Annotated in this window: 21 protein-coding genes and 2 pseudogenes; 14 read left to right on the forward strand and 9 right to left on the reverse strand. The window is 67.6% G+C overall.

Annotated elements, in window-relative coordinates:
* Positions 1-165: 165 nt before the first annotated feature.
* Entirely contained in the window at positions 166-579 is a 414-nt protein-coding gene (locus tag MKCMC460_RS28310; protein ID WP_238305125.1) for a VOC family protein, read from the reverse strand.
* An 81-nt stretch (positions 580-660) separates the two neighbouring features.
* On the opposite strand from MKCMC460_RS28310, the gene MKCMC460_RS28315 reads away from it, so the two are divergent.
* Genes MKCMC460_RS28315 through MKCMC460_RS28325 form a run of 3 tightly spaced genes read left to right on the forward strand, consistent with a single transcriptional unit; the run spans position 661 to position 3,823 of the window.
* A complete protein-coding gene (locus MKCMC460_RS28315) occupies positions 661-1,626 on the forward strand; it encodes an alpha/beta fold hydrolase (protein ID WP_236978567.1) in 966 nt (321 codons plus the stop codon).
* Positions 1,623-2,810, forward strand: coding sequence for an LLM class flavin-dependent oxidoreductase (locus tag MKCMC460_RS28320; RefSeq protein ID WP_236978568.1), 1,188 nt, complete (start codon positions 1,623-1,625; stop codon positions 2,808-2,810). The genes MKCMC460_RS28315 and MKCMC460_RS28320 overlap by 4 nt, the downstream gene beginning before the upstream one ends.
* Complete coding sequence (locus tag MKCMC460_RS28325) at positions 2,810-3,823, forward strand: zinc-binding dehydrogenase (protein WP_236978569.1); 1,014 nt, start codon at positions 2,810-2,812, stop codon at positions 3,821-3,823. Before MKCMC460_RS28320 ends, MKCMC460_RS28325 begins: the two co-directional genes overlap by 1 nt.
* A gap of 20 nt (positions 3,824-3,843) precedes the next feature.
* Here the strand turns inward: MKCMC460_RS28325 and MKCMC460_RS28330 are convergent, their stop codons facing one another.
* A complete protein-coding gene (locus MKCMC460_RS28330) occupies positions 3,844-4,092 on the reverse strand; it encodes a hypothetical protein (protein WP_236978570.1) in 249 nt (82 codons plus the stop codon).
* A 113-nt stretch (positions 4,093-4,205) separates the two neighbouring features.
* Here MKCMC460_RS28330 and MKCMC460_RS28335 point away from each other — a divergent pair, with 113 nt between their 5' ends.
* Entirely contained in the window at positions 4,206-4,418 is a 213-nt protein-coding gene (locus MKCMC460_RS28335) for a three-helix bundle dimerization domain-containing protein (protein WP_236978571.1), read from the forward strand.
* 58 nt (positions 4,419-4,476) lie between these two features.
* Here MKCMC460_RS28335 and MKCMC460_RS28340 read toward each other — a convergent pair.
* Positions 4,477-5,725, reverse strand: a pseudogene (locus MKCMC460_RS28340) (PPE family protein).
* A 13-nt stretch (positions 5,726-5,738) separates the two neighbouring features.
* Positions 5,739-6,038 (reverse strand): PE family protein, encoded by a 300-nt coding sequence (locus MKCMC460_RS28345; RefSeq protein ID WP_236978572.1) that lies wholly within the window; start codon positions 6,036-6,038, stop codon positions 5,739-5,741.
* An 819-nt stretch (positions 6,039-6,857) separates the two neighbouring features.
* Here MKCMC460_RS28345 and MKCMC460_RS28350 point away from each other — a divergent pair.
* Positions 6,858-7,598, forward strand: coding sequence for an SIMPL domain-containing protein (locus MKCMC460_RS28350; protein ID WP_236978574.1), 741 nt, complete (start codon positions 6,858-6,860; stop codon positions 7,596-7,598).
* A gap of 1 nt (position 7,599) precedes the next feature.
* Here the strand turns inward: MKCMC460_RS28350 and hpt are convergent.
* The 4 genes and pseudogenes from hpt to dacB form a co-directional block, all read right to left on the reverse strand.
* Positions 7,600-8,218, reverse strand: a pseudogene (hpt, locus tag MKCMC460_RS28355) (hypoxanthine phosphoribosyltransferase).
* Entirely contained in the window at positions 8,215-9,180 is a 966-nt protein-coding gene (gene tilS / locus MKCMC460_RS28360; protein WP_236978577.1) for a tRNA lysidine(34) synthetase TilS, read from the reverse strand. Before tilS ends, hpt begins: the two are co-directional and overlap by 4 nt.
* Entirely contained in the window at positions 9,159-10,208 is a 1,050-nt protein-coding gene (locus MKCMC460_RS28365; RefSeq protein WP_236978579.1) for a zinc-dependent metalloprotease, read from the reverse strand. Before MKCMC460_RS28365 ends, tilS begins: the two co-directional genes overlap by 22 nt.
* Complete coding sequence (gene dacB / locus MKCMC460_RS28370) at positions 10,205-11,593, reverse strand: D-alanyl-D-alanine carboxypeptidase/D-alanyl-D-alanine-endopeptidase (RefSeq protein ID WP_236978585.1); 1,389 nt, start codon at positions 11,591-11,593, stop codon at positions 10,205-10,207. Before dacB ends, MKCMC460_RS28365 begins: the two co-directional genes overlap by 4 nt.
* Positions 11,594-11,680: 87 nt before the next feature.
* Between dacB and MKCMC460_RS28375 the strand changes: the two genes are divergently transcribed.
* Genes MKCMC460_RS28375 through MKCMC460_RS28390 form a run of 4 tightly spaced genes read left to right on the forward strand, consistent with a single transcriptional unit; the run spans position 11,681 to position 14,568 of the window.
* On the forward strand, positions 11,681-12,169 hold the full coding sequence (locus MKCMC460_RS28375) for an inorganic diphosphatase (protein ID WP_236978586.1): 489 nt from the start codon (positions 11,681-11,683) through the stop codon (positions 12,167-12,169).
* Between the two features lie 10 nt (positions 12,170-12,179).
* Positions 12,180-13,442: a hypothetical protein gene (locus tag MKCMC460_RS28380; RefSeq protein WP_236978587.1), complete on the forward strand. Its 1,263-nt coding sequence runs from the start codon at positions 12,180-12,182 to the stop codon at positions 13,440-13,442.
* A 53-nt stretch (positions 13,443-13,495) separates the two neighbouring features.
* On the forward strand, positions 13,496-14,197 hold the full coding sequence (locus MKCMC460_RS28385) for a glycosyltransferase family 2 protein (protein ID WP_370653205.1): 702 nt from the start codon (positions 13,496-13,498) through the stop codon (positions 14,195-14,197).
* Complete coding sequence (locus MKCMC460_RS28390) at positions 14,194-14,568, forward strand: DUF2304 domain-containing protein (RefSeq protein WP_238305126.1); 375 nt, start codon at positions 14,194-14,196, stop codon at positions 14,566-14,568. Before MKCMC460_RS28385 ends, MKCMC460_RS28390 begins: the two co-directional genes overlap by 4 nt.
* A gap of 70 nt (positions 14,569-14,638) precedes the next feature.
* Here MKCMC460_RS28390 and MKCMC460_RS28395 read toward each other — a convergent pair whose 3' ends face one another.
* A complete protein-coding gene (locus MKCMC460_RS28395; RefSeq protein WP_236978591.1) occupies positions 14,639-15,583 on the reverse strand; it encodes an NAD-dependent epimerase/dehydratase family protein in 945 nt (314 codons plus the stop codon).
* On the opposite strand from MKCMC460_RS28395, the gene MKCMC460_RS28400 reads away from it, so the two are divergent.
* The 5 genes from MKCMC460_RS28400 (at position 15,549) to MKCMC460_RS28420 (ending at position 18,898) form a co-directional block, all read left to right on the forward strand.
* Positions 15,549-17,360, forward strand: a complete 1,812-nt coding sequence (locus MKCMC460_RS28400) for a hypothetical protein (RefSeq protein ID WP_236978592.1) — start codon at positions 15,549-15,551, stop codon at positions 17,358-17,360. The genes MKCMC460_RS28395 and MKCMC460_RS28400 overlap by 35 nt on opposite strands.
* Positions 17,361-17,597: 237 nt before the next feature.
* On the forward strand, positions 17,598-17,810 hold the full coding sequence (locus MKCMC460_RS28405) for a hypothetical protein (RefSeq protein WP_236978593.1): 213 nt from the start codon (positions 17,598-17,600) through the stop codon (positions 17,808-17,810).
* A complete protein-coding gene (locus MKCMC460_RS28410) occupies positions 17,807-18,037 on the forward strand; it encodes a hypothetical protein (RefSeq protein ID WP_236978594.1) in 231 nt (76 codons plus the stop codon). The genes MKCMC460_RS28405 and MKCMC460_RS28410 overlap by 4 nt, the downstream gene beginning before the upstream one ends.
* A 162-nt stretch (positions 18,038-18,199) precedes the next feature.
* Positions 18,200-18,517, forward strand: a complete 318-nt coding sequence (locus tag MKCMC460_RS28415; RefSeq protein WP_236978595.1) for a hypothetical protein — start codon at positions 18,200-18,202, stop codon at positions 18,515-18,517.
* 42 nt (positions 18,518-18,559) lie between these two features.
* On the forward strand, positions 18,560-18,898 hold the full coding sequence (locus MKCMC460_RS28420; RefSeq protein ID WP_236978596.1) for a type II toxin-antitoxin system PemK/MazF family toxin: 339 nt from the start codon (positions 18,560-18,562) through the stop codon (positions 18,896-18,898).
* Positions 18,899-19,152: the final 254 nt, after the last annotated feature.

A 19,152-nucleotide genomic window follows, 5' to 3' on the forward strand; every position in this document is an offset into this window, starting at 1 on the left:
ATCGGCCGCGCCGGCCACGTCCTTCCCGATACACACAGCTGGAAATGTCCAGGTTACCGCTATCGCCTCCAACCAATGGTGGCAGAGCGGAGCTAGGTCCCTGGTGGTAACTCGTGAGAGCCAACCGGGGTTCCCGGCGCCGGCCCCCTGTCCGCTGCCCCGGGGCTATTCGTAGTAGCGGGCTTCCACCACGTTGCCGTCCGGATCGGCGAAGTAATAGCCCTGCGGCGCCCACCCGCGCGCACCGAAGGTGTTGTCGAGTCGCGCGCTGGTGTCCACCCCCTCGGCCTGCAGCCGTCCATCCAGCGCGTCGTATTCGTCCTTCGACATCGCCAGGCAGACGTGGTTCACCCGATGACCCGCACTGCCCGCGACCTTCGTCATCGACTCGGTGAAGACGGCACCCTCGGTCGCCATCAGGTCGATGATGGCGTCGTCGCACACCCGCACACTCGGGAACGGCGCCTGGCCGGCCAGGTATTCGTCGAAACGCACCGGTTGCAGGCCCACCACGCGGGTGTAGAAATCCATCGACGCGCGCGGATCCTGTGTCCAGAGCACGACGTGGTCCAGCCTCATCAATCCCACCTCATGAATCCCAATGGTGCGCGCCGCGACCCGAGCCTTCTCAGCCGGGTGCCGTTGTGATTTGGTGTGACGGTGGGCTCGTCAACTGAGCGGTTAGTCGATACCAACGGTGTGCGGCTGCGGGTGACCGAGGCCGGCGATCCCGGGGCGCCGGTGGTGGTGTTGTGCCACGGATTTCCCGAGCTGGCCTACTCCTGGCGGCACCAGATTCCGGCCCTGGCCGACGCCGGTTACCGGGTGCTGGCCCCTGACCAGCGCGGCTACGGCGGTTCGTCGCGCCCGGAGCCGATCGAGGCCTACGACATCCACCAGTTGACCGGCGACATCGTCGGGTTGCTCGACGACGTCGGCGCGGACCGGGCCGTCTGGGTCGGCCACGACTGGGGTGCCGCCGTGGTGTGGAACGCCCCGCTGCTGCATCCCGACCGGGTGGCCGCCGTCGCCGCGCTCAGTGTGCCGGTCACCCCGCGCCCGAAGGTCGCTCCCACGACGGCGTGGCGGCGCATGTTCGGGGACAACTTCTTCTACATCCTCTACTTTCAGCAGCCCGGTGTCGCCGATGCCGAACTCAACGGCGACCCGGCCCGGACCATGCGCCGGATGATGGGCGGCCTGCGGCTCTCGGAGGACCAGACTGCGGCCTTGCGGATGGTGGCTGCAGGCCCCGAAGGGTTCATCGACCGGCTGCCCGAGCCCGACGGGCTGCCCGACTGGATCACCGAGGCCGAACTCGGCCACTACATAAGCGAATTCACCCGCACCGGATTCACCGGTGGACTGAACTGGTACCGCAACTTCGACCGGAACTGGGAGACCACCCCCGAGCTGGCCGGCGCCACCATCCCGGTGCCCTGCCTGTTCATCGGCGGCACGGCCGACCCGGTGCTGAGCTTCACCCGCACCGACCGGGCCGCAGCAGCGATCACCGGCCCCTACCGCGAGGTGATGATCGACGGCGCCGGCCACTGGATTCAGCAGGAGCGGCCCGAGGAGGTCAACACGACGCTTCTCGAATTCCTCAAAGGAGTGCAATGGTGAGTGCCCCAATGCGTTTCGGTGTTTTCATCACGCCCTTTCACCCCACCGGGCAATCCCCGACGGTGGCACTGGAATACGACATGGACCGGGTCGTTGCGCTGGACCGGCTGGGCTACGACGAAGCGTGGTTCGGCGAACACCATTCCGGCGGTTACGAATTGATCGCCTGCCCGGAGGTGTTCATCGCCGCCGCGGCCGAGCGGACCAAACACATCAGGCTGGGCACCGGCGTGGTGTCGCTGCCCTACCACCATCCGCTGATGGTCGCCGACCGGTGGGTGCTGCTCGATCACCTGACCCGCGGCCGGGTCATGTTCGGCGCCGGCCCCGGGGCGCTGCCGTCCGACGCCTACATGATGGGCATCGACCCGGTCGATCAACGCCGAATGATGCAGGAGTCCCTGGAGGCGATTCTGGCGTTGTTCCGCGCCGCGCCCGAGGAGCGCATCGACCGTCACGCCGAATGGTTCACCCTGCGCGATGCGCAACTGCACATCCGCCCGTATACCTGGCCGTACCCCGAGATCTCCACGGCGGCAATGATTTCCCCGTCGGGTCCGCGGCTGGCCGGAGCGCTGGGCACCTCACTGCTGTCGCTGTCGATGTCGGTGCCCGGCGGTTACGCGGCGCTGGAGAACACCTGGGAGGTGGTGTGCGAGCAGGCCGCCAAGGCGGGCCGGGAGCAACCCGACCGCCGCGACTGGCGGGTGCTGAGCATCATGCACATCGCGGACTCCCGGGACCAGGCGATCGAGGACTGCACGTACGGGTTGCTGGATTTCGCCAAGTACTTCGGCGCCGCCGGGTTCGTCCCACTCGCGAACACGGTCGAGGGCGCGCCGTCTCCCCGCGAGTTCGTCGAAGACTATGCGGCCAAAGGGAATTGCTGCATCGGCACACCCGACGACGCGATCGCCCACATCGAGGATCTACTGGAACGTTCCGGCGGCTTCGGCACCCTGTTGCTGCTCGGCCACGACTGGGCGTCGCCGCAGGCCACCTTTCATTCCTATGATCTGTTCGCCCGCAAGGTGATTCCCTATTTCAAGGGACAACTCGAAGCGCCGCGGGCCTCGCACGAATGGGCCAAGGACAAACGCGAGGAACTCATCGGGCGGGCCGGCCAGGCCGTCGTGCAGGCCATCACCCAGCACGTTGCCGAACACGACGGGGCCGGCAGCTGATGCGGGCTTCGGTGCTGCGGGACGGACGCATGGTCTACCGCGACGACGTACCCGACCCGGTACCCGGACCGGGCCAGGTGCTGGTGGCGGTGCGGGCTTGCGGAATCTGCGGTTCCGACCTGCATTTCGCGGCGCACGGCCAGAAGGTGCTGGAGATGAGCAGCCAGGTGGCCGGTGACGGCGGTGGCATGGCGGTCGACCTGGGCCGCGACATCTTCATGGGCCACGAGTTCAGCGCCGAAGTGCTCGAGGCCGGACCCGACACCGCGACGCATCCGCCGGGCACGTTGGTCACCTCGCTACCGGTGTTGTTGTCCGGCAAGGGCGCCGAGCCGATCGTCTACAGCAACACCACGCTCGGCGGCTATGCCGAGCGGATGTTGCTGTCGGCGCCGCTGCTGCTGCCCGTTCCGAACGGTCTGGACCTCAAACACGCGGCGATGACCGAGCCGATGGCGGTGGGCCTGCACGCCGTGAACAAGTCCGGGATCAAGTCCGACGAGCCGACGCTGGTGCTGGGTTGTGGCCCGATCGGACTGGCGATCATCGCGGCCCTGAAACTGCGCGGTGTGCAGAACATCGCGGCAGCTGATTTCTCACCCAAACGTCGCGAGCTGGCCACCGCCATGGGTGCGCACCAGACGTTCGATCCCGCTCAGGGCTCGCCGTTCGACGCCGTCAAGGCGGCCGTGGTGTTCGAGGCGGTCGGCGTGCCCGGAATCATCGACGACGTGTTGCGCCGGGCCCGGCGCGGGACCCGGCTGGTGGTTGCCGGGGTGTGCATGGAATCCGACATCATCCACCCGTTCTTCGCCACCGCCAACGAGATCAGCATCCAGTTCTCGCTGGCTTACGACATGGCGGAATTCACCGAGTCGCTGCGCGCGATCGCCGAAGGCGACATCGACGTCGGGCCGATGATCACCGGTGAGGTCGGATTGGACGGCGTCGGAGCGGCTTTCGACGATCTGGCCGACCCCGAGCGGCACTGCAAGATCCTGGTCACGCCCTGACGCTGCGGGGCATCGACCTGCTAGGGCAGTGGCGCCGGCGAATGCGGGCGGGTCCGGGGAAACCGGTGCCGCAGGTTGTCCAGCATCTGGTGGGCTTCGTGCAGCTCGCGGCGCAGATCGGCGTCGCGCCGGACGCGGTGGTGTCGATTACGCGAAGCCGACGGGCGGCGACGGTGCGGCGGAGTGTCGAGTTGACCTGAAATCTCGGTGATCGTATCCCGCAACATCCGGGCCAGGATCGCCGCCTGCATTGCGTCAGCATCGTTCACCCCGGTTATTCTGCCGGAGAATCAGTACGGGACGTATCCGGAGAGTGACGATCGAGCGACCGGAATCTGAACACGAGTTGACGGGGAGTCCGTTCTGTCGCAGTCTGTTTCCCGTGATCGAGACCGCTGAGGAGCGACTGATCATCCAGGTGGAGCGGCGACTGACCGCCAGCTACCGACATCTTCGGCGGGAACAGATCGCGGTCGCGGTTCGCAGCGCCCATGCGGCGTTCGACCGGAGTCCGATCCGCGACTTCATTCCGCTACTCGTCGAGCGGCGGGCCCGCGCTGAACTCGCGCAGACCGCGTCTTTGAACCGAACGTAGAAAGCCGCCGGAGCGCTTGGGCCCCGACGGCGTTCCACCCTGATCTTCCGGCCCGCGGTTACCCTCCGGCCGGGGGTTGTGCGATGACCGTCGGCTTGAACCCGTAGCGGGGCGCGGCGAAATTGGCCACGCTGCGACCGGTGCCCGCGCCGGGCACCATCGGCAGCCCACCGAAGGCGGCCGTCGCCGGCTCCGCGGCAGCCGCGCCGGCGGCACCGTTGAGCGCCACCGAGATCGGCGTTGCCGCCGGGGCGGCCGTCCAGCTCGCCGGGACCGACACCGCGCCGACCTTGGACGCGTTACCGACCGCTCCGGTGATCCCGCCCAGCGCGTTGCCAAAGCCACTGCCGAAGGTGGGTGCGGCCGCCGCGGCCGCTCCCTCGGCGGCCTTCGCGGCGCCCTCGGCGGCCTTGCCCAAGGTGGGAAACGCGCTGTGCAACAACCCGTCGATGTCCTTCATCGCCGTGGTGCTGAGCCGGAACGGCGACACCAGCCGGATGTAGGAGTCGAAGCCGGTGCTGGCGTCCAGCGTTGCCGACCCGGTGAGCCCCTCTAGGACGTCACCCACCAAGCCGTTCACCACAATCCCGTCGCCGGTGGCGTTCCAGGTATGTCCGGTCAGGCCGAGCGCTGCCTGCGGATTGGCGAGCCAGGGCGGAGTGTTGGTCAACCCGGCCATCTGGCTGAGCGCCTTGACCACGTCGTGGTACCCGGCGGACGCCAGAGACGAGTTGACCGCGTTGATCTGGGCGTTGAATTGCGCATAGAGACCGCTGAGGTTGGCGGCTACCGACTGCGGTGTCAGCGTCGGCAACTCCGCTGCCGCCGCCGACGCACCCGAGTAGCCGTACATGGCAGCGGCATCCTGCGCCCAGAACTCGAGGTACTGCGCCTCGGTGGCGGCGATGGCCGCGGTGTTCTGGCCCAGGAAATTCGTGGCCAGCAGGCCGGCCAGCAGCGCCCGGTTGGCCTCGATCACCGGGGGCGGCACCGTCGCGAGGAAGGCCGCCTCGTACGCGCTCGCCGCGGCGACGGCCTGCGCGCCGGTCTGCGCGGCCTGCTCGGCGGTGCTGGTCAGCCACGCGATCTGCGGCGTGGCCGCGGCCGCCATGGACGCCGCAGACGGACCCTGGCCACGGCCCGTCGGTCAGGCCCTGAACCACGGCTCCGTAGGAGGCCGCCACGGCTTGCAGGTCACCGGCCAGGCCCTCCCAGGCAGCGGCGGCGGCCAGCATCGGACCCGAGCCGGGTCCGGCATACATCAGCGCGGAGTTGACCTCCGGCGGTAAAGCAGCGAAATCCACCATCGGACTACCCGCCCTAACCGACCGCAGCGGCGTTGGCCGACTCGGTGGTGGCGTACGAATTGCCGCTGATGCCCAGCGTGGCCGCCAACTGCTCCTGCACAGCGGCGGCCTGCGCACTGATCGCCTGGTACAGATTGGCGTGGTTGACGAAATGGTTGGCCATCAGCAGTGACACCAGGTCGGCAGCGGCCGGCACGACCGCCGTAGTGGGGCCCGCGGCGGCTGAGTTGCCGGCGCGCATTGCCGCGTTGATTGACATGAGCTCGCCCGAAGCACCACCCAGCACTTCCGGTTCGGCGAAAACGATCGACATTTGAGTCCTCCCTCAATTTCCCGTGCACAACAGCAATAAGCGACCAATGACGTCACTCGTCACTCGTCGCTGAGCTGGTTCCGCGATCACGCTATGGCAGGCAGGACCGATCAAACAGGCCGCAAGCGCCTTGTTCACTATCGAGTTAGGAATTATTCATTTGCTAATGCAAATTCCCAGGTAAGGTACAAATCATATATGACTCTTATATGACTCCACATATCTTTGAGAATTGTATGAGTTATCCGGATTCGCTTTGATTCGGCGCTATTATGCGCACCGCGCGAGCGGACTCAGGATCCCGGCGCATGTTGTGTGGCGAGCCGAATGCAGCTGCGCAGCCCATGTTTCGGCGCGGTCTTTCAGCCCGGCCAGCAGGTCGTAAATGACGGAATGCGTTGGTGAAATTGAATTTTGGTCGCAGCCCTCGAAGTTTGACGGCTGGTGGCCCTACGACGCGCCGTTAGCGACACCCGTTAGGCAAGCCGCCCCACGGGGTAGCCGCGCACCCCGGCCGAGCCGCCGGAGCCGGCGGCAATTCAAGTGTTCGACAGTCACACATGCGGGCTGCTGCGCAGACGTAGAATTAATGAGGCCGACCTGCAATTTCTAGCTGAAACCGAGAAGCTATCTGGGCATAATCAGGTTTGCTGGAAGTTATCCAGGTCACAATCCCGAGATGTTCTTACGCCAGTTTTGTCCGCCGCTCAGGGGGCGCCTAGCCGCCGTTAGTTTAACAAATGGTGACGGGAAGTCGTCGCTTTGGCGAATGTGCGTACATCCCCGGAGTCGGCGTCTTAACCGCTAGGGTCCCTAGACATGGCGCCCCGAACAAACTCCCCCCTCGCGCGCAGGTTGACGGCAGTGGCCGCCGCCCTGGTGGCGGTCCTCGCCCTGCCGTCCTGCGACTCCCACCCCGCGACGCCCACCCCGGGGATCGCTCCACGCCAGGTGACCGTGTACGGATCGGGGCAGGTCCAGGGCGTCCCGGACACCCTCACCGCCAACCTGGCGATCGAGTTCACCGCCCCCGACGTCTCGACCGCGATGAAACAGACCAACGACCGGCAGCAGGCGGTGATCAACGCACTCGTCGGTGCGGGCCTGGACCGCAAAGACATCCGCACCACCCAGGTGAGCCTGCAGCCGCAGTACAGCACGCCCGAACCCGCCGGCCCGGCCGCCGTCAGCGGCTACCGCGCCACCAACGCCATCGAGATCAAGATCCACCCCACCGACACCGCCTCGACGCTGCTGGCTCTCGTCGTGAGCACTGGCGGTGACGCCACCCGGATCAACTCGGTCAGCTACTCGATCGCCGACGACTCCCAGCTGGTCAAGGACGCCCGGGCGCGCGCCTTCGACGACGCGAAGAACCGCGCCCAGCAGTACGCCCAGCTGGCCGGCCTGAACCTGGGCAAGGTGCTGTCGATCTCGGAGGCAACCGGCTCCACACCGCCGCCGACCGGGGTCCCGGCGCCGCGCGCCGCGATGGCCCCGCTGGAACCCGGTCAGCAGACGGTGAGCTTCTCGGTGACGGCGGTCTGGGAGCTGACCTGAGCTATTGATAGATCCGCGGATCCAGAGTCCCGATGTAGGACAGGTCGCGGTAGCGCTCGTCGTAGTCCAGCCCGTAGCCGACGACGAACTCGTTGGGGATGTCGAAGCCCACGTAGGCGATGTCGACGTTGGCGCCCACCGCCTCCGGCTTGCGCAACAGCGTGCACACCCGCAGCGAGCGTGGATGCCGGCTGGTCAGGTTGCGCAACAGCCACGACAGCGTCAGCCCGGAATCCACCACGTCCTCGACGATCAGCACGTCGCGGTCGTGGATGTCGCGGTCGAGGTCCTTGAGAATCCGCACCACCCCCGACGACGACGTCGAGGAACCGTAGGAGCTGACCGCCATGAACTCGAACTGGGTCGGTAGCGGGATGGCGCGCGCCAGGTCGGTGACGAACAGCACCGCGCCCTTGAGCACCGTGATCAGCAGCAGATCCTGGCCGGTGTCGGCGGCAAGAGTGCGGTAATCCTCGCCGATCTGCCGGCCGAGTTCGGTGATCCGGAGCTGAATCTGCTCCTGGGTGAGCAGCACCGATTTGATGTCCCCCGGATACAGCTCCGCCGTCACGATGCACAGCGTGCCACGCCGAGCCATGAACGACCAACGCAGACCTCAGATTGCCTCCGGCGACAAGGTGAGCCGTCCCGCGCGGCGGCCGGCGACCAGGCGCCGACCGCGCAACTCGGACCCCACCGCCACCCCACCCTGACCGCGCCACGCAGTGACCAGCCGGTCCACCCCGCGGATCTGCTTGTCGGTGAGCCCCACCGCACCGCCGGACTGCAGCCAGGCGCGAATCACCCGTCGCCGCACCGGGTCGGGCAGGGCGGACAACGCCCGAGCGTCGAGGCCCTCACCGGAGGAAACGTCGACCAGCGCGGCGGCGGCCATCGCGTCGAGGAACTCGGTGTCCTCGCGCAGCGCCGTCGCGGTGCGCGCCAACGCCTCGGCGACCCCGCCACCGAGCACGTCTTCCAGCAGCGGCAGCACTTCGCGGCGCAGCCGGACCCGGGTGAAGCGGCGGTCGGCGTTGTGCGGGTCCGCCCACGTCTTAAGGCCCAGCTCCGCACAAGCGGCGTGGGTGACGGCCCGGCGCACCCCCAGCAACGGCCGGCACCACGGTGAGTCGAACGGGCGCATGCCGGCGATGGAGCGGGGACCCGAGCCGCGACCCAGCCCCAGCAGCACTGTCTCGGCCTGGTCGTCGAGGGTATGCGCAAGCAGCACCGGGCCGTCGCGATGGGCCCGCAGGGCTGCGTAGCGGGCGGTGCGCGCCGCCGCCTCCGGCCCTCCGGCGCCCGCCAGGTCGCACTGGACACGCAGCACCCGGGCGTCCACGCATCCTAACGAAAGAGCTTGCGCGCGTGCGGCTTCGGCGACATCGGCCGAATCCGTCTGCAAGCCGTGGTCGACGATCAACGCCACCGTGGGCCGCAACCCCGCGGCAACGGCGGTCAGCGCCAACGAGTCCGGCCCGCCGGACAGACCGACACACCACCTGCCCTGGTCAGCTACATAGATGCGCGCGAATTCGCTTGCCGCCCTGCGTAGCTGGGCTACAGCACCCGGTCGATCCATCGCTGCGGATGTTCGATCTCGTCCGGGAGCGGTAACGTCTCCGGACCCGTCCAGATGGTGTTGAAGCGCGTCATCCCGACCCGGTCCACCACCGCGTCGACGAACACCTTGCCGCGGGTGTACTGGCTCAGCTTGGCGTCCAGACCCAGCAGTGCGCGCAAGATCCGTTGCAGCGGAGGCTGCTTGCGTTGCCGACGTTCGTCGAACCGATTGCGGATGGTGGCCACCGACGGAACCACCATCGGCCCGACCGCGTCCATCACGTGCTCGGCGTGGCCTTCCAGCAACGTTCCCAGCACCAGCAGCTGGTCCAGCGCCTTGCGTTGCGGCTCGGACTGCACGGCCCGCACCAACCCCAGGATGCCCTCGGAACCGAAGTCGTCAGAACCCTTCCCGCGGCTTCGGATGAACCCGGCCAGCCGGCTCGCCACCTCGCCGAGGTCTTCGGCCGGCTCCTGGGTGAGCAGGCCCAGCGAACTCGACATGTAGCCGGCGATCCACGGGTTGGCGGTGAACTGCACGCGATGGGTGACCTCGTGCAGGCACACCCACAGGCGGAAGTCGGACGGCTCGACGTTCAGCTGGCGCTCCACCGCGATCACGTTGGGGTAGACCAGCAACAGGCTGCCGACCTGGGCGTCGTCGAAGGCTCCGAACGGGTCGTACTGGCCCAGGATGCCGGAGGACACGTACGCCAGCACCGCGCCCGTCTGCGCGCCGGTGAGCCGGCCGGTGATCAAACCGCGCGGCTTGTCACCGCCGTTGGTCATCGCGCGCATCGACTCGGTGGCCGCGCGGACCCACTGCGGCCGGTCCACCACGCGGGCCGGCGGCACCGCGCCGTCGGTGATCAGCCCGGTGACGTCGCGGACCGGCGGCTCGGCCTGCTCGGCGGCACTGACCAGCTCGTCGATCACCTGGCGGCGGGTGTAATCGGAGGTGACCGGACCCCCGCGGGTCAGCTTCTCCCCCACGGTGGCGGCGAAGCCCCAGTCGACGGCATTGCCCATCGTCACCGCGTCGCTCATCCGGCACATCCGCAGAACCACAGCCGGGTGGCCAGGGCATCGATCGCGTTGCGGCCGTTGGGGCCGGCGTCGTTGGAGATGAACGCGAAGGTGAGCACCCGTCCGCTCGCGTCGGTAAGCACCCCCACCAGCGAGTTGACCGCGGTCAGCGAGCCGGTCTTGGCGCGCAGCCAGCCGGCCGGACCCTGATCGGTGGACCGGTCCAGGAAGCGTTCACCCAGCGTGCCGGAGCCGCCGGCGATCGGGAGCAGATCCAGCAATGCCCGCAATGACGGCTGATCCGGACCCGCCGCGGCCTGCATCACGCCGTCCAGCGTGCGTGCGGTCAGCCGGTTGTCCGCCGACAGCCCACTGGAATCGACCAGGGCGGCGCCGGCGGTGTCCACATGCGCGGTGTTCAGCCGGTTGGTCACCGCGTCGACCGCGCCGGTGAAACTCCGCGGCCGGTTGATGGCGGCGGCCACCTCACGCGCGATGCACTCGGCCATCACGTTGTCCGAGGCGTTCATCATCTGGGACAGCCGCTGGATCAGCGGCGCGGACTGGACGACGGCCAGCTGGCGGGCGCCCGACGGCGCCGACGCGATGGTTACCGCAGCCGGGTCCAGCCCCAGGGCCTTGGCCAGCTCCCGTCCGGCGTCCAGCGCCGGGGTCCGGGAGCGGCGGGAGTTGACGGTGGTGGGCTGGATGCGGCCGGCATCGATCATCGCCGCCTCCATCGGCGCGACGTCCCCGTTGTCCACGTCGGCCAGATCCCAGCCCGCGGCGATGGTGGGACCGCTGAACGCCGAGATGTCGACCTGCACCGACGTCGGCGTCATACCGCTGCGGTGCACCTGCTCGACCAGGTCGCTGATCCGCGCCGCGCCGCGATACCAGGTGTCGACGCCCGGCGGAGCGGCGGACAGCGTCGGGTCCCCGGCGCCCACCAGCACCACCGGCCCCTGCGAGCTCTGCGCGGCGGCCACCACCCTGGTGCTGATCCGGGCCTGCCGGTCCAGGGTGAGCAGCGCCGCGGCCGCGGTCAGCACCTTGTTGACCGACGCCGGCACCAACGGCACGTCGTCGAGCTGGCGCCACAGCTCCTTGCCGGTCATGGCGTCGGTGATCCGGCCGCCCAATCTGCCCAGATTGGAGTCGGCGGCAGCGGCCGCCAGCGCCGCGGCCACACCGCCGGCCGACGGCGTCTCCGCGCTGTCCGACACCGGACTCACCCCCGCCTTGACGGTGGGCGGTCGCGGCGGGGGCACCGGGGAACGCGTCCCACTGGCGCCGTGTCCACCGGTGGTGAACAGCACGGCCGCCGCAACCACGGCGGCGACGAACGCAACCACCGCCAACCCCACCAACACGTGGGTGGTTCTGCGCCAGCGTTTGGGACCCATCGATCTGCGAACTCCTGTCTTCTGCGCCCCATTCTGCCGAACCGGCCACGGAGCAGCGCCGCGGCACTGCTCGACTACTGTGTATCCGTGCAATTCGACGTGACCATCGAAATCCCGAAGGGCCAGCGCAACAAGTACGAGGTCGACCACGAGACCGGCCGCGTGCGGTTGGACCGCTACCTCTACACCCCGATGGCGTATCCGGCCGACTACGGCTTCATCGAGGAAACCCTCGGCGAGGACGGCGACCCGCTGGACGCGCTGGTGTTGCTGCCGCAGCCGTTGTTCCCCGGGGTGCTGGTGGAGGTACGGCCGGTGGGCATGTTCCGGATGGTCGACGAGGCCGGCGGCGACGACAAGGTGCTGTGCGTGCCGGCCGGCGACAAGCGGTGGGACCACATCCAGGACGTCGGCGACGTGCCGGAGTGGGAACTCGAGGCCATCAAGCACTTCTTCGTGCACTACAAGGACCTGGAGCCGGGCAAGTTCGTCAAGGCCGCCGACTGGGTCGGCCGCGCCGAGGCCGAGGCCGAGGTCCAGCGTTCGGTCGAGCGATTCAAGACCAGCGGCCACTGACGCCTAACCCGTGACGGACGGCGCGAGCACCCACGGCGCGTCGGCGGGACCGATCGCGCGCGCCAGCGTCGCGCGGGTAGGCACCGCGACTGCGGTGACCGCGCTGTGCGGCTACGCCGTGATCTATCTGGCCGCCCGCAACCTCGCGCCGGGCGGCTTCTCCGTATTCGGGGTGTTCTGGGGCGCATTCGGCCTGGTCACCGGCGCCGCCAGCGGCCTGCTGCAGGAGGCGACCCGGGAGATCCGGGCCATGCAGTACCTGGATGCGTTGCCGCCACGCCGGACACATCCGATTCGGGTCGCCGCGCTGGTCGGCCTGGCCTCGGCCGCCGCGATCGCGGGGACCTCGCCGCTGTGGAGCGGGCGGGTGTTCGTCGAGCAGCGCTGGTTGTCGGTAGTGCTGCTCAGCGTCGGGCTGGCCGGGTTCTGCCTGCACTCCACCCTGCAGGGAATGCTGGCCGGCACCAACCGGTGGGGCCAGTACGGGGCGCTGATGGTGACCGACGCCGTCATCCGGGTGACGGTGGCAGCGGCGACCTTCGTACTCGGCTGGGGGCTGGCCGGTTTCCTGTGGGCGACCGTCACCGGCTCGGTGGCCTGGCTGATCATGCTGGCCGGCTCGCCCGCCGCACGGGCGGCGGCGCGCCTGCTGACCCCCGGCAGCACCGCGACGTTCCTGCGCGGCGCCGCGCACTCGATCACCGCGGCCGGCGCCAGCGCAATCCTGGTGATGGGCTTTCCGGTGCTGCTCAAGCTCACCTCGAGTGAGCTGGGCGCCCAGGGCGGCGTAGTCATCCTGGCGGTCACGCTCACCCGGGCGCCGCTGTTGGTGCCGCTGACGGCCATGCAGGGCAACCTGATCGCCCATTTCGTCGACGAGCGCGGCCACCGGCTGCGTGCCCTGCTTGCACCGGCGCTGCTGATCAGCGGTATCGGCGGGGCGGGGGTGCTACTGGCGGGCCTGGTGGGCCCCTGGCTGCTGCGGTTCGCGTTCGGGCCGGACTATCAGGCCAGCAGCGCGCTGCTGGCCTGGCTGACGGCTGCTGCGGTGTCGATCGCGCTGTTGACCCTGACCGGCGCGGCCGCGGTCGCGGCCGCCCTCCATCGGGCGTACGCGCTGGGCTGGGTTTCAGCCACGGTGGCGTCGGGCCTGTTGCTGCTGCTGCCGCTAGCGCTGGAGACCCGCACCGTGGTTGGTTTGCTGTGCGGTCCGCTGGTGGGAATCGGCGTCCATCTGCTCGCCTTGTGGCGTGCCGGACGCGCGCACGGCTGATGACGGCCTGTTCCGGCGTGTAACTTGTGGGCTTGTATATGGGCACTGAAGAAATGGGCACCCAACCGCGTTACCCCGACGCCTGGATCGTCGTTCCCGCCTACAACGAAGCCACTGTGATCGGCGAGGTCGTCGCCGAATTGCGTTCGGTATTCGATCACGTCGTCGTCGTGGACGACGGCAGCAGCGACGGTAGCGGTGAGGTCGCCCGGCAGGCGGGTGCGCACCTGGTGCGTCATCCGATCAACCTCGGCCAGGGTGCGGCCATCCAGACCGGCATCGAGTATGCGCGCAGGCAACCCGGGGCTCAGGTGTTCGCCACCTTCGACGCCGACGGCCAGCACCGGGTCAAAGACGTCGCCAAGATGATCGACCGGCTCAAGCGCGGTGACGTCGACGTCGTGATCGGGACCCGGTTCGGGCAGTCCGTCGCCAGCCGGCCCCCGCTGCTGAAGCGGATCGTGCTGCAGACCGCGGCGCGGTTGAGCCGACGTGGCCGCCGGCTCGGCCTGACCGACACCAACAACGGTCTGCGGGTGTTCAACAAGACGGTGGCCGACGGCCTGAACATCACCATGAGCGGCATGAGCCACGCCACCGAGATCGTCATGATGATCGCCGAAAACCATTGGCGGGTAGCCGAAGAGCCCGTCGAGGTGCTCTACACCGACTACTCCAAGTCCAAGGGGCAGCCGCTGCTCAACGGCGTCAACATCATCTTCGACGGGTTCTTGCGAGGGAGGATACGTCGATGAACTGGATCAAGGTGCTGCTGATCGGCTCGATCATCGCGCTGCTGGTCTTCCTGCTGCGGTCGCGCCGCAGCGCACGCGCCCGAGCCTGGGTCAAGGTGGGCTACGTCCTGTTCGTGGTGCTCGGCATCTACGCCGTGCTGCGCCCCGACGACACCACCGTGGTGGCGCACTGGTTCGGGGTCAACCGCGGCACCGACCTGATGCTGTACGCGCTGATCATGGCGTTCAGCTTCACCACATTGAGCACCTACATGCGATTCAAGGACCTGGAGTTGCGCTACGCGCGGCTGGCGCGGGCGATCGCCTTGGAGGGCGCGCAGGAACCCGATCCGACCCCGGATTTCGCCCCGCCCCTTACCCCGCGAGAGTGAACCCTGCGACGCTCCCCCCGGCGTGTCCGCCGCGAAACTCACAGTGGGCCATGAGTAATGGGCCGGCAGGTCAGCCGGTGTGCTTGTGCCGGAAGTACTCCACCGTGCGCCGCACCCCCTCGTCCAGTTCCACCTGCGGACGCCAGCCCAAAACCTTTGCCGCCAAACCGATGTCGAGGCAGGAGCGCTTCAGGTCACCGAGGCGCGGCGGGTGGAACTCCGGGTCGTCGGGACCACCGACCGCCGCGGCCACCGCCGAATGCAGTTGCCGGTCTGAGGTTTCCACGCCGGTGCCGACGTTGAAGCGCTGCCCGCCGCCCGCCTCCCCGGCGGCCTTGACGAAGGCGTCGACGACGTCGTCGACGAACACGTAGTCGCGGGTGTTGGAGCCGTCGCCGAACACCTTGGTGGGCTTGCCCTCCAGCAGCGCCTGGGCGAAGATCGCCACCACCCCGGCCTCCCCGTGCGGGTCCTGGCGCGGACCGTACACGTTGGCCGGGGCGATGTGCGAGCAGTCCAGTCCATACAGATGCCGGAAGGTGTTCAGGTAGATCTCGCCGGCCACCTTGCCCGCAGCATACGGCGACGCCGGATCGGTGGGCACCGTCTCTGGCGTCGGATACTGCGGCGGCACACCGTAAATGGAGCCTCCTGAGGAGGTGTGCACCACCTTTCGCACCTCGGCCCGGCGGGCCGCCTCGGCCAGCCGGATGGTGCCGATCACGTTGACCGAGGCGTCGAACTGCGGGTTGGCCACCGAATGCCGCACGTCGATCTGGGCGGCCAGGTGGAACACCACCTCGGGCCGGTGCTGGTCGAGGATGCCGTCCAGGTCCGCGGTCACGATGTCGGCCTCGACGAACGCGTACGCCGGGTGGTCGGCAAGGTGCTCGATGTTGGTCGCCCGGCCGGTGGCGAAATTGTCCAGACCCACCACCGTGTGGCCGTCGGCCAGAAGACGGTCGACTAGCGTCGACCCGATGAAACCGGCTGCCCCGGTGACCAGTGCGCGCACCGGCCCACCATACCGAGTGGCCTCGGCGGCGCTGGCGCTGATCGTGTTGCAGCTGGTGATCCGCGGTGTGCTGGCGTTTCGCGGCTATTTCTACTGGGACGACCTGATCCTGGTCGGCCGCGCCGGCACCCAGGGACTGCTGTCGCCGTCGTATCTGTTCGACGACCACGACGGGCACGTGATGCCGGGCGCCTTTCTGGTGGCGGGCGCGATCATCCGGCTGGCGCCGCTGAACTGGACCGGGCCGGCGATCAGCCTGGTGCTCATGCAGCTGCTGGCCTCGGGGGCGTTGCTGCGGGCGTTGCACGCGATCCTCGGTTGGCGACCGGTGCTGCTGATCCCGTTGACGTTCGCATTGTTCACCCCGCTGGGGGTGCCGGGGTTCGCGTGGTGGGCGGCGGCGCTGAACTCGCTGCCGATGCTGGCGGCGCTGGCCTGGGTGTGTGGCGACGCGGTGCTGCTGGCGCGCACCGGGCGGCAGCGGTACGCAGTCACCGGGCTGCTGGCGTATTTCGGTGGCTTGCTGTTCTTCGAGAAGGCCGCGGTGATCCCGTTCGTCGCGTTCGCGGTAGTCGCGCTGCTGAGCTATGTGGCGGGTGACCGGGCGGCGGTGCGGACGGCGTGGCGGGGCAGCATCCGATTGTGGGTGCCGTCGCTGGCGCTGACGGCCGGCTGGGTGGCGCTGTACCTGGCGGTGGTGAATCAGCGGCGGTGGAGCTCGGACCTGTCGATGACGTGGGCGTTGCTGCGGCGCTCGGTCACCCATGGCATCGTGCCGGGTTTGGCCGGGGGGCCGTGGCAGTGGGCGCGGTGGGCACCGGCCTCGCCGTGGGCAACTCCCGGCCCGGTGGTGATGACGCTCGGATGGCTGGTTCTGGCTGCGGTGCTTGCGGTTTCGGTGCTGCGCAAACAGCGCATCGCGCCGGTCTGGTTGACTGCGGCCGGCTATGCCGTGGCGTGCCAGGTGCCGATCTATCTGATGCGCTCGTCCCGGTTCACCGCACTCGAACTGGCCCAGACGCTGCGCTACTTCCCGGATTTGGTGGTGGTGCTGGCGTTGCTGGCCGCGGTCGGATTCACCGCGCCCAATCGTCCATCGGCGGGTTGGCTGGATGCCTCCCGCTCACGGGCTGTGGCGACAAGCATTGCGGTGCTGCTGTTTTCGATCAGCAGCCTGTACTCGACGTCGACCTTCCTGACGTCCTGGCGCGACAACCCGGCCGAGCCCTACCTGAACAATGCCCGCGCCGGTCTGGCGATTACGAATCCGACTGTGCCGCTGCTGGATCAGGAAGTCGACCCGCTGGTGCTGCAGCGGGTGGCCTGGCCGGAGAACCTCGCCAGCCACCTTTTCGCGTTGGTGCGGGATCGGCCCGAATTCGCCTCGGCGACAACCGAACTGCAGATGTTCAACAGCAAGGGACAGCTCGTCCCGGCGCGGGTCACCTGGGTGCGGACCATCAAGCCGGGCCCGGTCGGGAACTGCGGATACTTCACCCAGCCGGATCATCCCGCACGAATGGCGCTGGACGGTCCGCTATTGCCGGCCGACTGGACCGTCGAACTGCACTACCTGGGTAACAGCGACGGCTCGATGACGCTGGCGCTGTCCGAGGGGCCCGAGGTCAAGGTGCCGGTGCATCCGGGGCTCAATACCGTCTACGTCCGACTGCCCGGGGCGGGAGACGCGATCATGGTGCGCGCCAATACGGCCGCGCTCTCGCTGTGCCTGTCCTCCGGGCCGGTCGGTTTCCTGGTCCCGTCGCGGCCTAGTTGACAGCTGACGGGTCCCCTGATGGATGGAGCCGCCTAGGAGAATCGAACTCCTGACCTATTCACATATTGACGTAGAACGATAGCGTTCAAGAGAGTCCGCTAAGATATTGCAGCGCAACGTGATACACGATTCACCGTCCGCTAGCGTGCCCGCGCATCCGGGGTGATTTAGGGGCGTTTGTATCAGGAAAGTGGAGACCCGTCTATTTTGTCGGTGCCTCCTATTACAGTCACCCGCATGAGCACCAACATCAGCGTTCAGACCACTACATTCGGCGGTTCCGGCCAGCCGCCGCACTACCTTCCTGGCCCGCGTCCTGACGACTTGCCGATTTCGGCCGCCGTCTGGGACGTGGCGAAGAACTACGGCAAGCAATCTGAGTCAGTGGTAATCGCGCTATACGAAGCGGTGAAGAAGCTCGAGGCCGCTCAAAAGGGCGTACAGCTGTGAGTGGCCTCGACGAGCACGTGACCAAATGGTGGGGCCGACTCAACGACGATCAGCGATCACGGGTCAAGAAGGCCGCCGAAAACCACCGGCTCGACGCGGACGGCACCAGGGCGTTGATCGACACTCGCTGCCCCATCGGGCCGGTAGGCACCAGGTGGGATGCAGACCCGGAGTACGCGTGGACGTGGCCCGAGTCGCTCCGGCAGTTCGTGCTCGACCAGGAATAGCTTCAAGCGAGTAGAGCGGCCGGGTATCAGTTCAGGAAGTGGAGATTTCAGTGCTTCAGGACTGATATCCCACATCTCACCAGCAGGTCGGGCATACTGGGGTGTGCCCTGTACGTTTCGGTTCTGCGAAGATATGACGACCAACTTGAGCGGAAAGCCGGAATGACCACTCTTCATGACCCGCAGGTAGTGCGGGTGAACAAGAAGTCGCAGCTGGTGGTCCAGGGCGGGCACCCCATGGAAGAGTTTGTTGTGCTCCAAGATGAACATGGCGGAGTGCACCTGCTACCCAGGCACTTCTACGAAGAGATCCAGCAAGCGACGGGCGAGCTCAAGAGCGCCGTCGAAGACCGTCGTGAGTACCTTCGCAAACTGAAAGCAGAGATGCCCGAGCAGAAGAACGAGGGCGACCTGTCCGGTCTGGTGGATGAGGTGCGCAGCTTCGGTTGGCTTCGGCAGCTGGTCAATCGGCTCATCTGAGGCATGGCGAAACCACCGATTGTCAGAGGTGGCGTCTACTTCGTGCCGGACGACATCCTGATCCTGTTACCCAGCCAGCTCCGCAGGGTTATTCACACTGGAAGACGGTATTTCGTAGTCCTCAGTGGTGACGAGACCAATTCAGACGGTGATTGGCCCATTGTCTCGGGGTGCCCGATCTCGAGCCAGACAAAGTGGAAGACGAAGTTCGACGTCGCGCTCGGCTCCGGCGAAGCGGGTGTTCAGAAGAAATGTTGGGTGCGGGTCCCGGCATTGCAATCCATCGAGAAGCAGCACCTTGAGGACTTCACAGGGCACCTCGACCCTGCCCGACTAGATCAAATCGACGTCTCCCTGTTCTCCTACCTCGGACAGGTTTAGCATCAGGGCCGCGGCGGGCCCCGAAATCGTTGCAACAGAAACCCGAAAACCCGTATGGAACCCGAGACGCTATGCCTAGTCGGCGCGGGCGATTCGGGTTTGGGATTGCCCCCCCAGGGGCCCCCCTGCTTCCCCGCCGCCTGATCTGCGTTTGTGCTGATGCCCAGTCTGGTTGCCTGCACTCCATAGTGACAAAGCGCAGGTCAGACGTGGTCTGATCGGCGGAGCGAGGGTGTGGCAGCGGTGGCGCAGGT

It is taken from the genome of Mycobacterium sp. 20KCMC460, assembly GCF_022179425.1.
In the GTDB taxonomy this organism is placed as follows: domain Bacteria; phylum Actinomycetota; class Actinomycetes; order Mycobacteriales; family Mycobacteriaceae; genus Mycobacterium; species Mycobacterium kiyosense.

Excerpts from the sequence above, each read along its gene's own strand:
- MKCMC460_RS28405 (WP_236978593.1), top strand. The coding sequence starts at position 17,598 with ATGAGCACCAACATCAGCGTTCAGACCACTACATTCGGCGGTTCCGGC.
- MKCMC460_RS28310 (WP_238305125.1), bottom strand. The coding sequence starts at position 579 with ATGAGGCTGGACCACGTCGTGCTCTGGACACAGGATCCGCGCGCGTCG.
- MKCMC460_RS28350 (WP_236978574.1), top strand. The coding sequence starts at position 6,858 with ATGGCGCCCCGAACAAACTCCCCCCTCGCGCGCAGGTTGACGGCAGTG.
- MKCMC460_RS28385 (WP_370653205.1), top strand. The coding sequence starts at position 13,496 with ATGGGCACCCAACCGCGTTACCCCGACGCCTGGATCGTCGTTCCCGCC.
- MKCMC460_RS28325 (WP_236978569.1), top strand. The coding sequence starts at position 2,810 with ATGCGGGCTTCGGTGCTGCGGGACGGACGCATGGTCTACCGCGACGAC.
- MKCMC460_RS28415 (WP_236978595.1), top strand. The coding sequence starts at position 18,200 with ATGACCACTCTTCATGACCCGCAGGTAGTGCGGGTGAACAAGAAGTCG.
- MKCMC460_RS28365 (WP_236978579.1), bottom strand. The coding sequence starts at position 10,208 with ATGAGCGACGCGGTGACGATGGGCAATGCCGTCGACTGGGGCTTCGCC.
- tilS (WP_236978577.1), bottom strand. The coding sequence starts at position 9,180 with ATGGATCGACCGGGTGCTGTAGCCCAGCTACGCAGGGCGGCAAGCGAA.
- dacB (WP_236978585.1), bottom strand. The coding sequence starts at position 11,593 with ATGGGTCCCAAACGCTGGCGCAGAACCACCCACGTGTTGGTGGGGTTG.
- MKCMC460_RS28345 (WP_236978572.1), bottom strand. The coding sequence starts at position 6,038 with ATGTCGATCGTTTTCGCCGAACCGGAAGTGCTGGGTGGTGCTTCGGGC.
- MKCMC460_RS28400 (WP_236978592.1), top strand. The coding sequence starts at position 15,549 with ATGAAACCGGCTGCCCCGGTGACCAGTGCGCGCACCGGCCCACCATAC.
- MKCMC460_RS28390 (WP_238305126.1), top strand. The coding sequence starts at position 14,194 with ATGAACTGGATCAAGGTGCTGCTGATCGGCTCGATCATCGCGCTGCTG.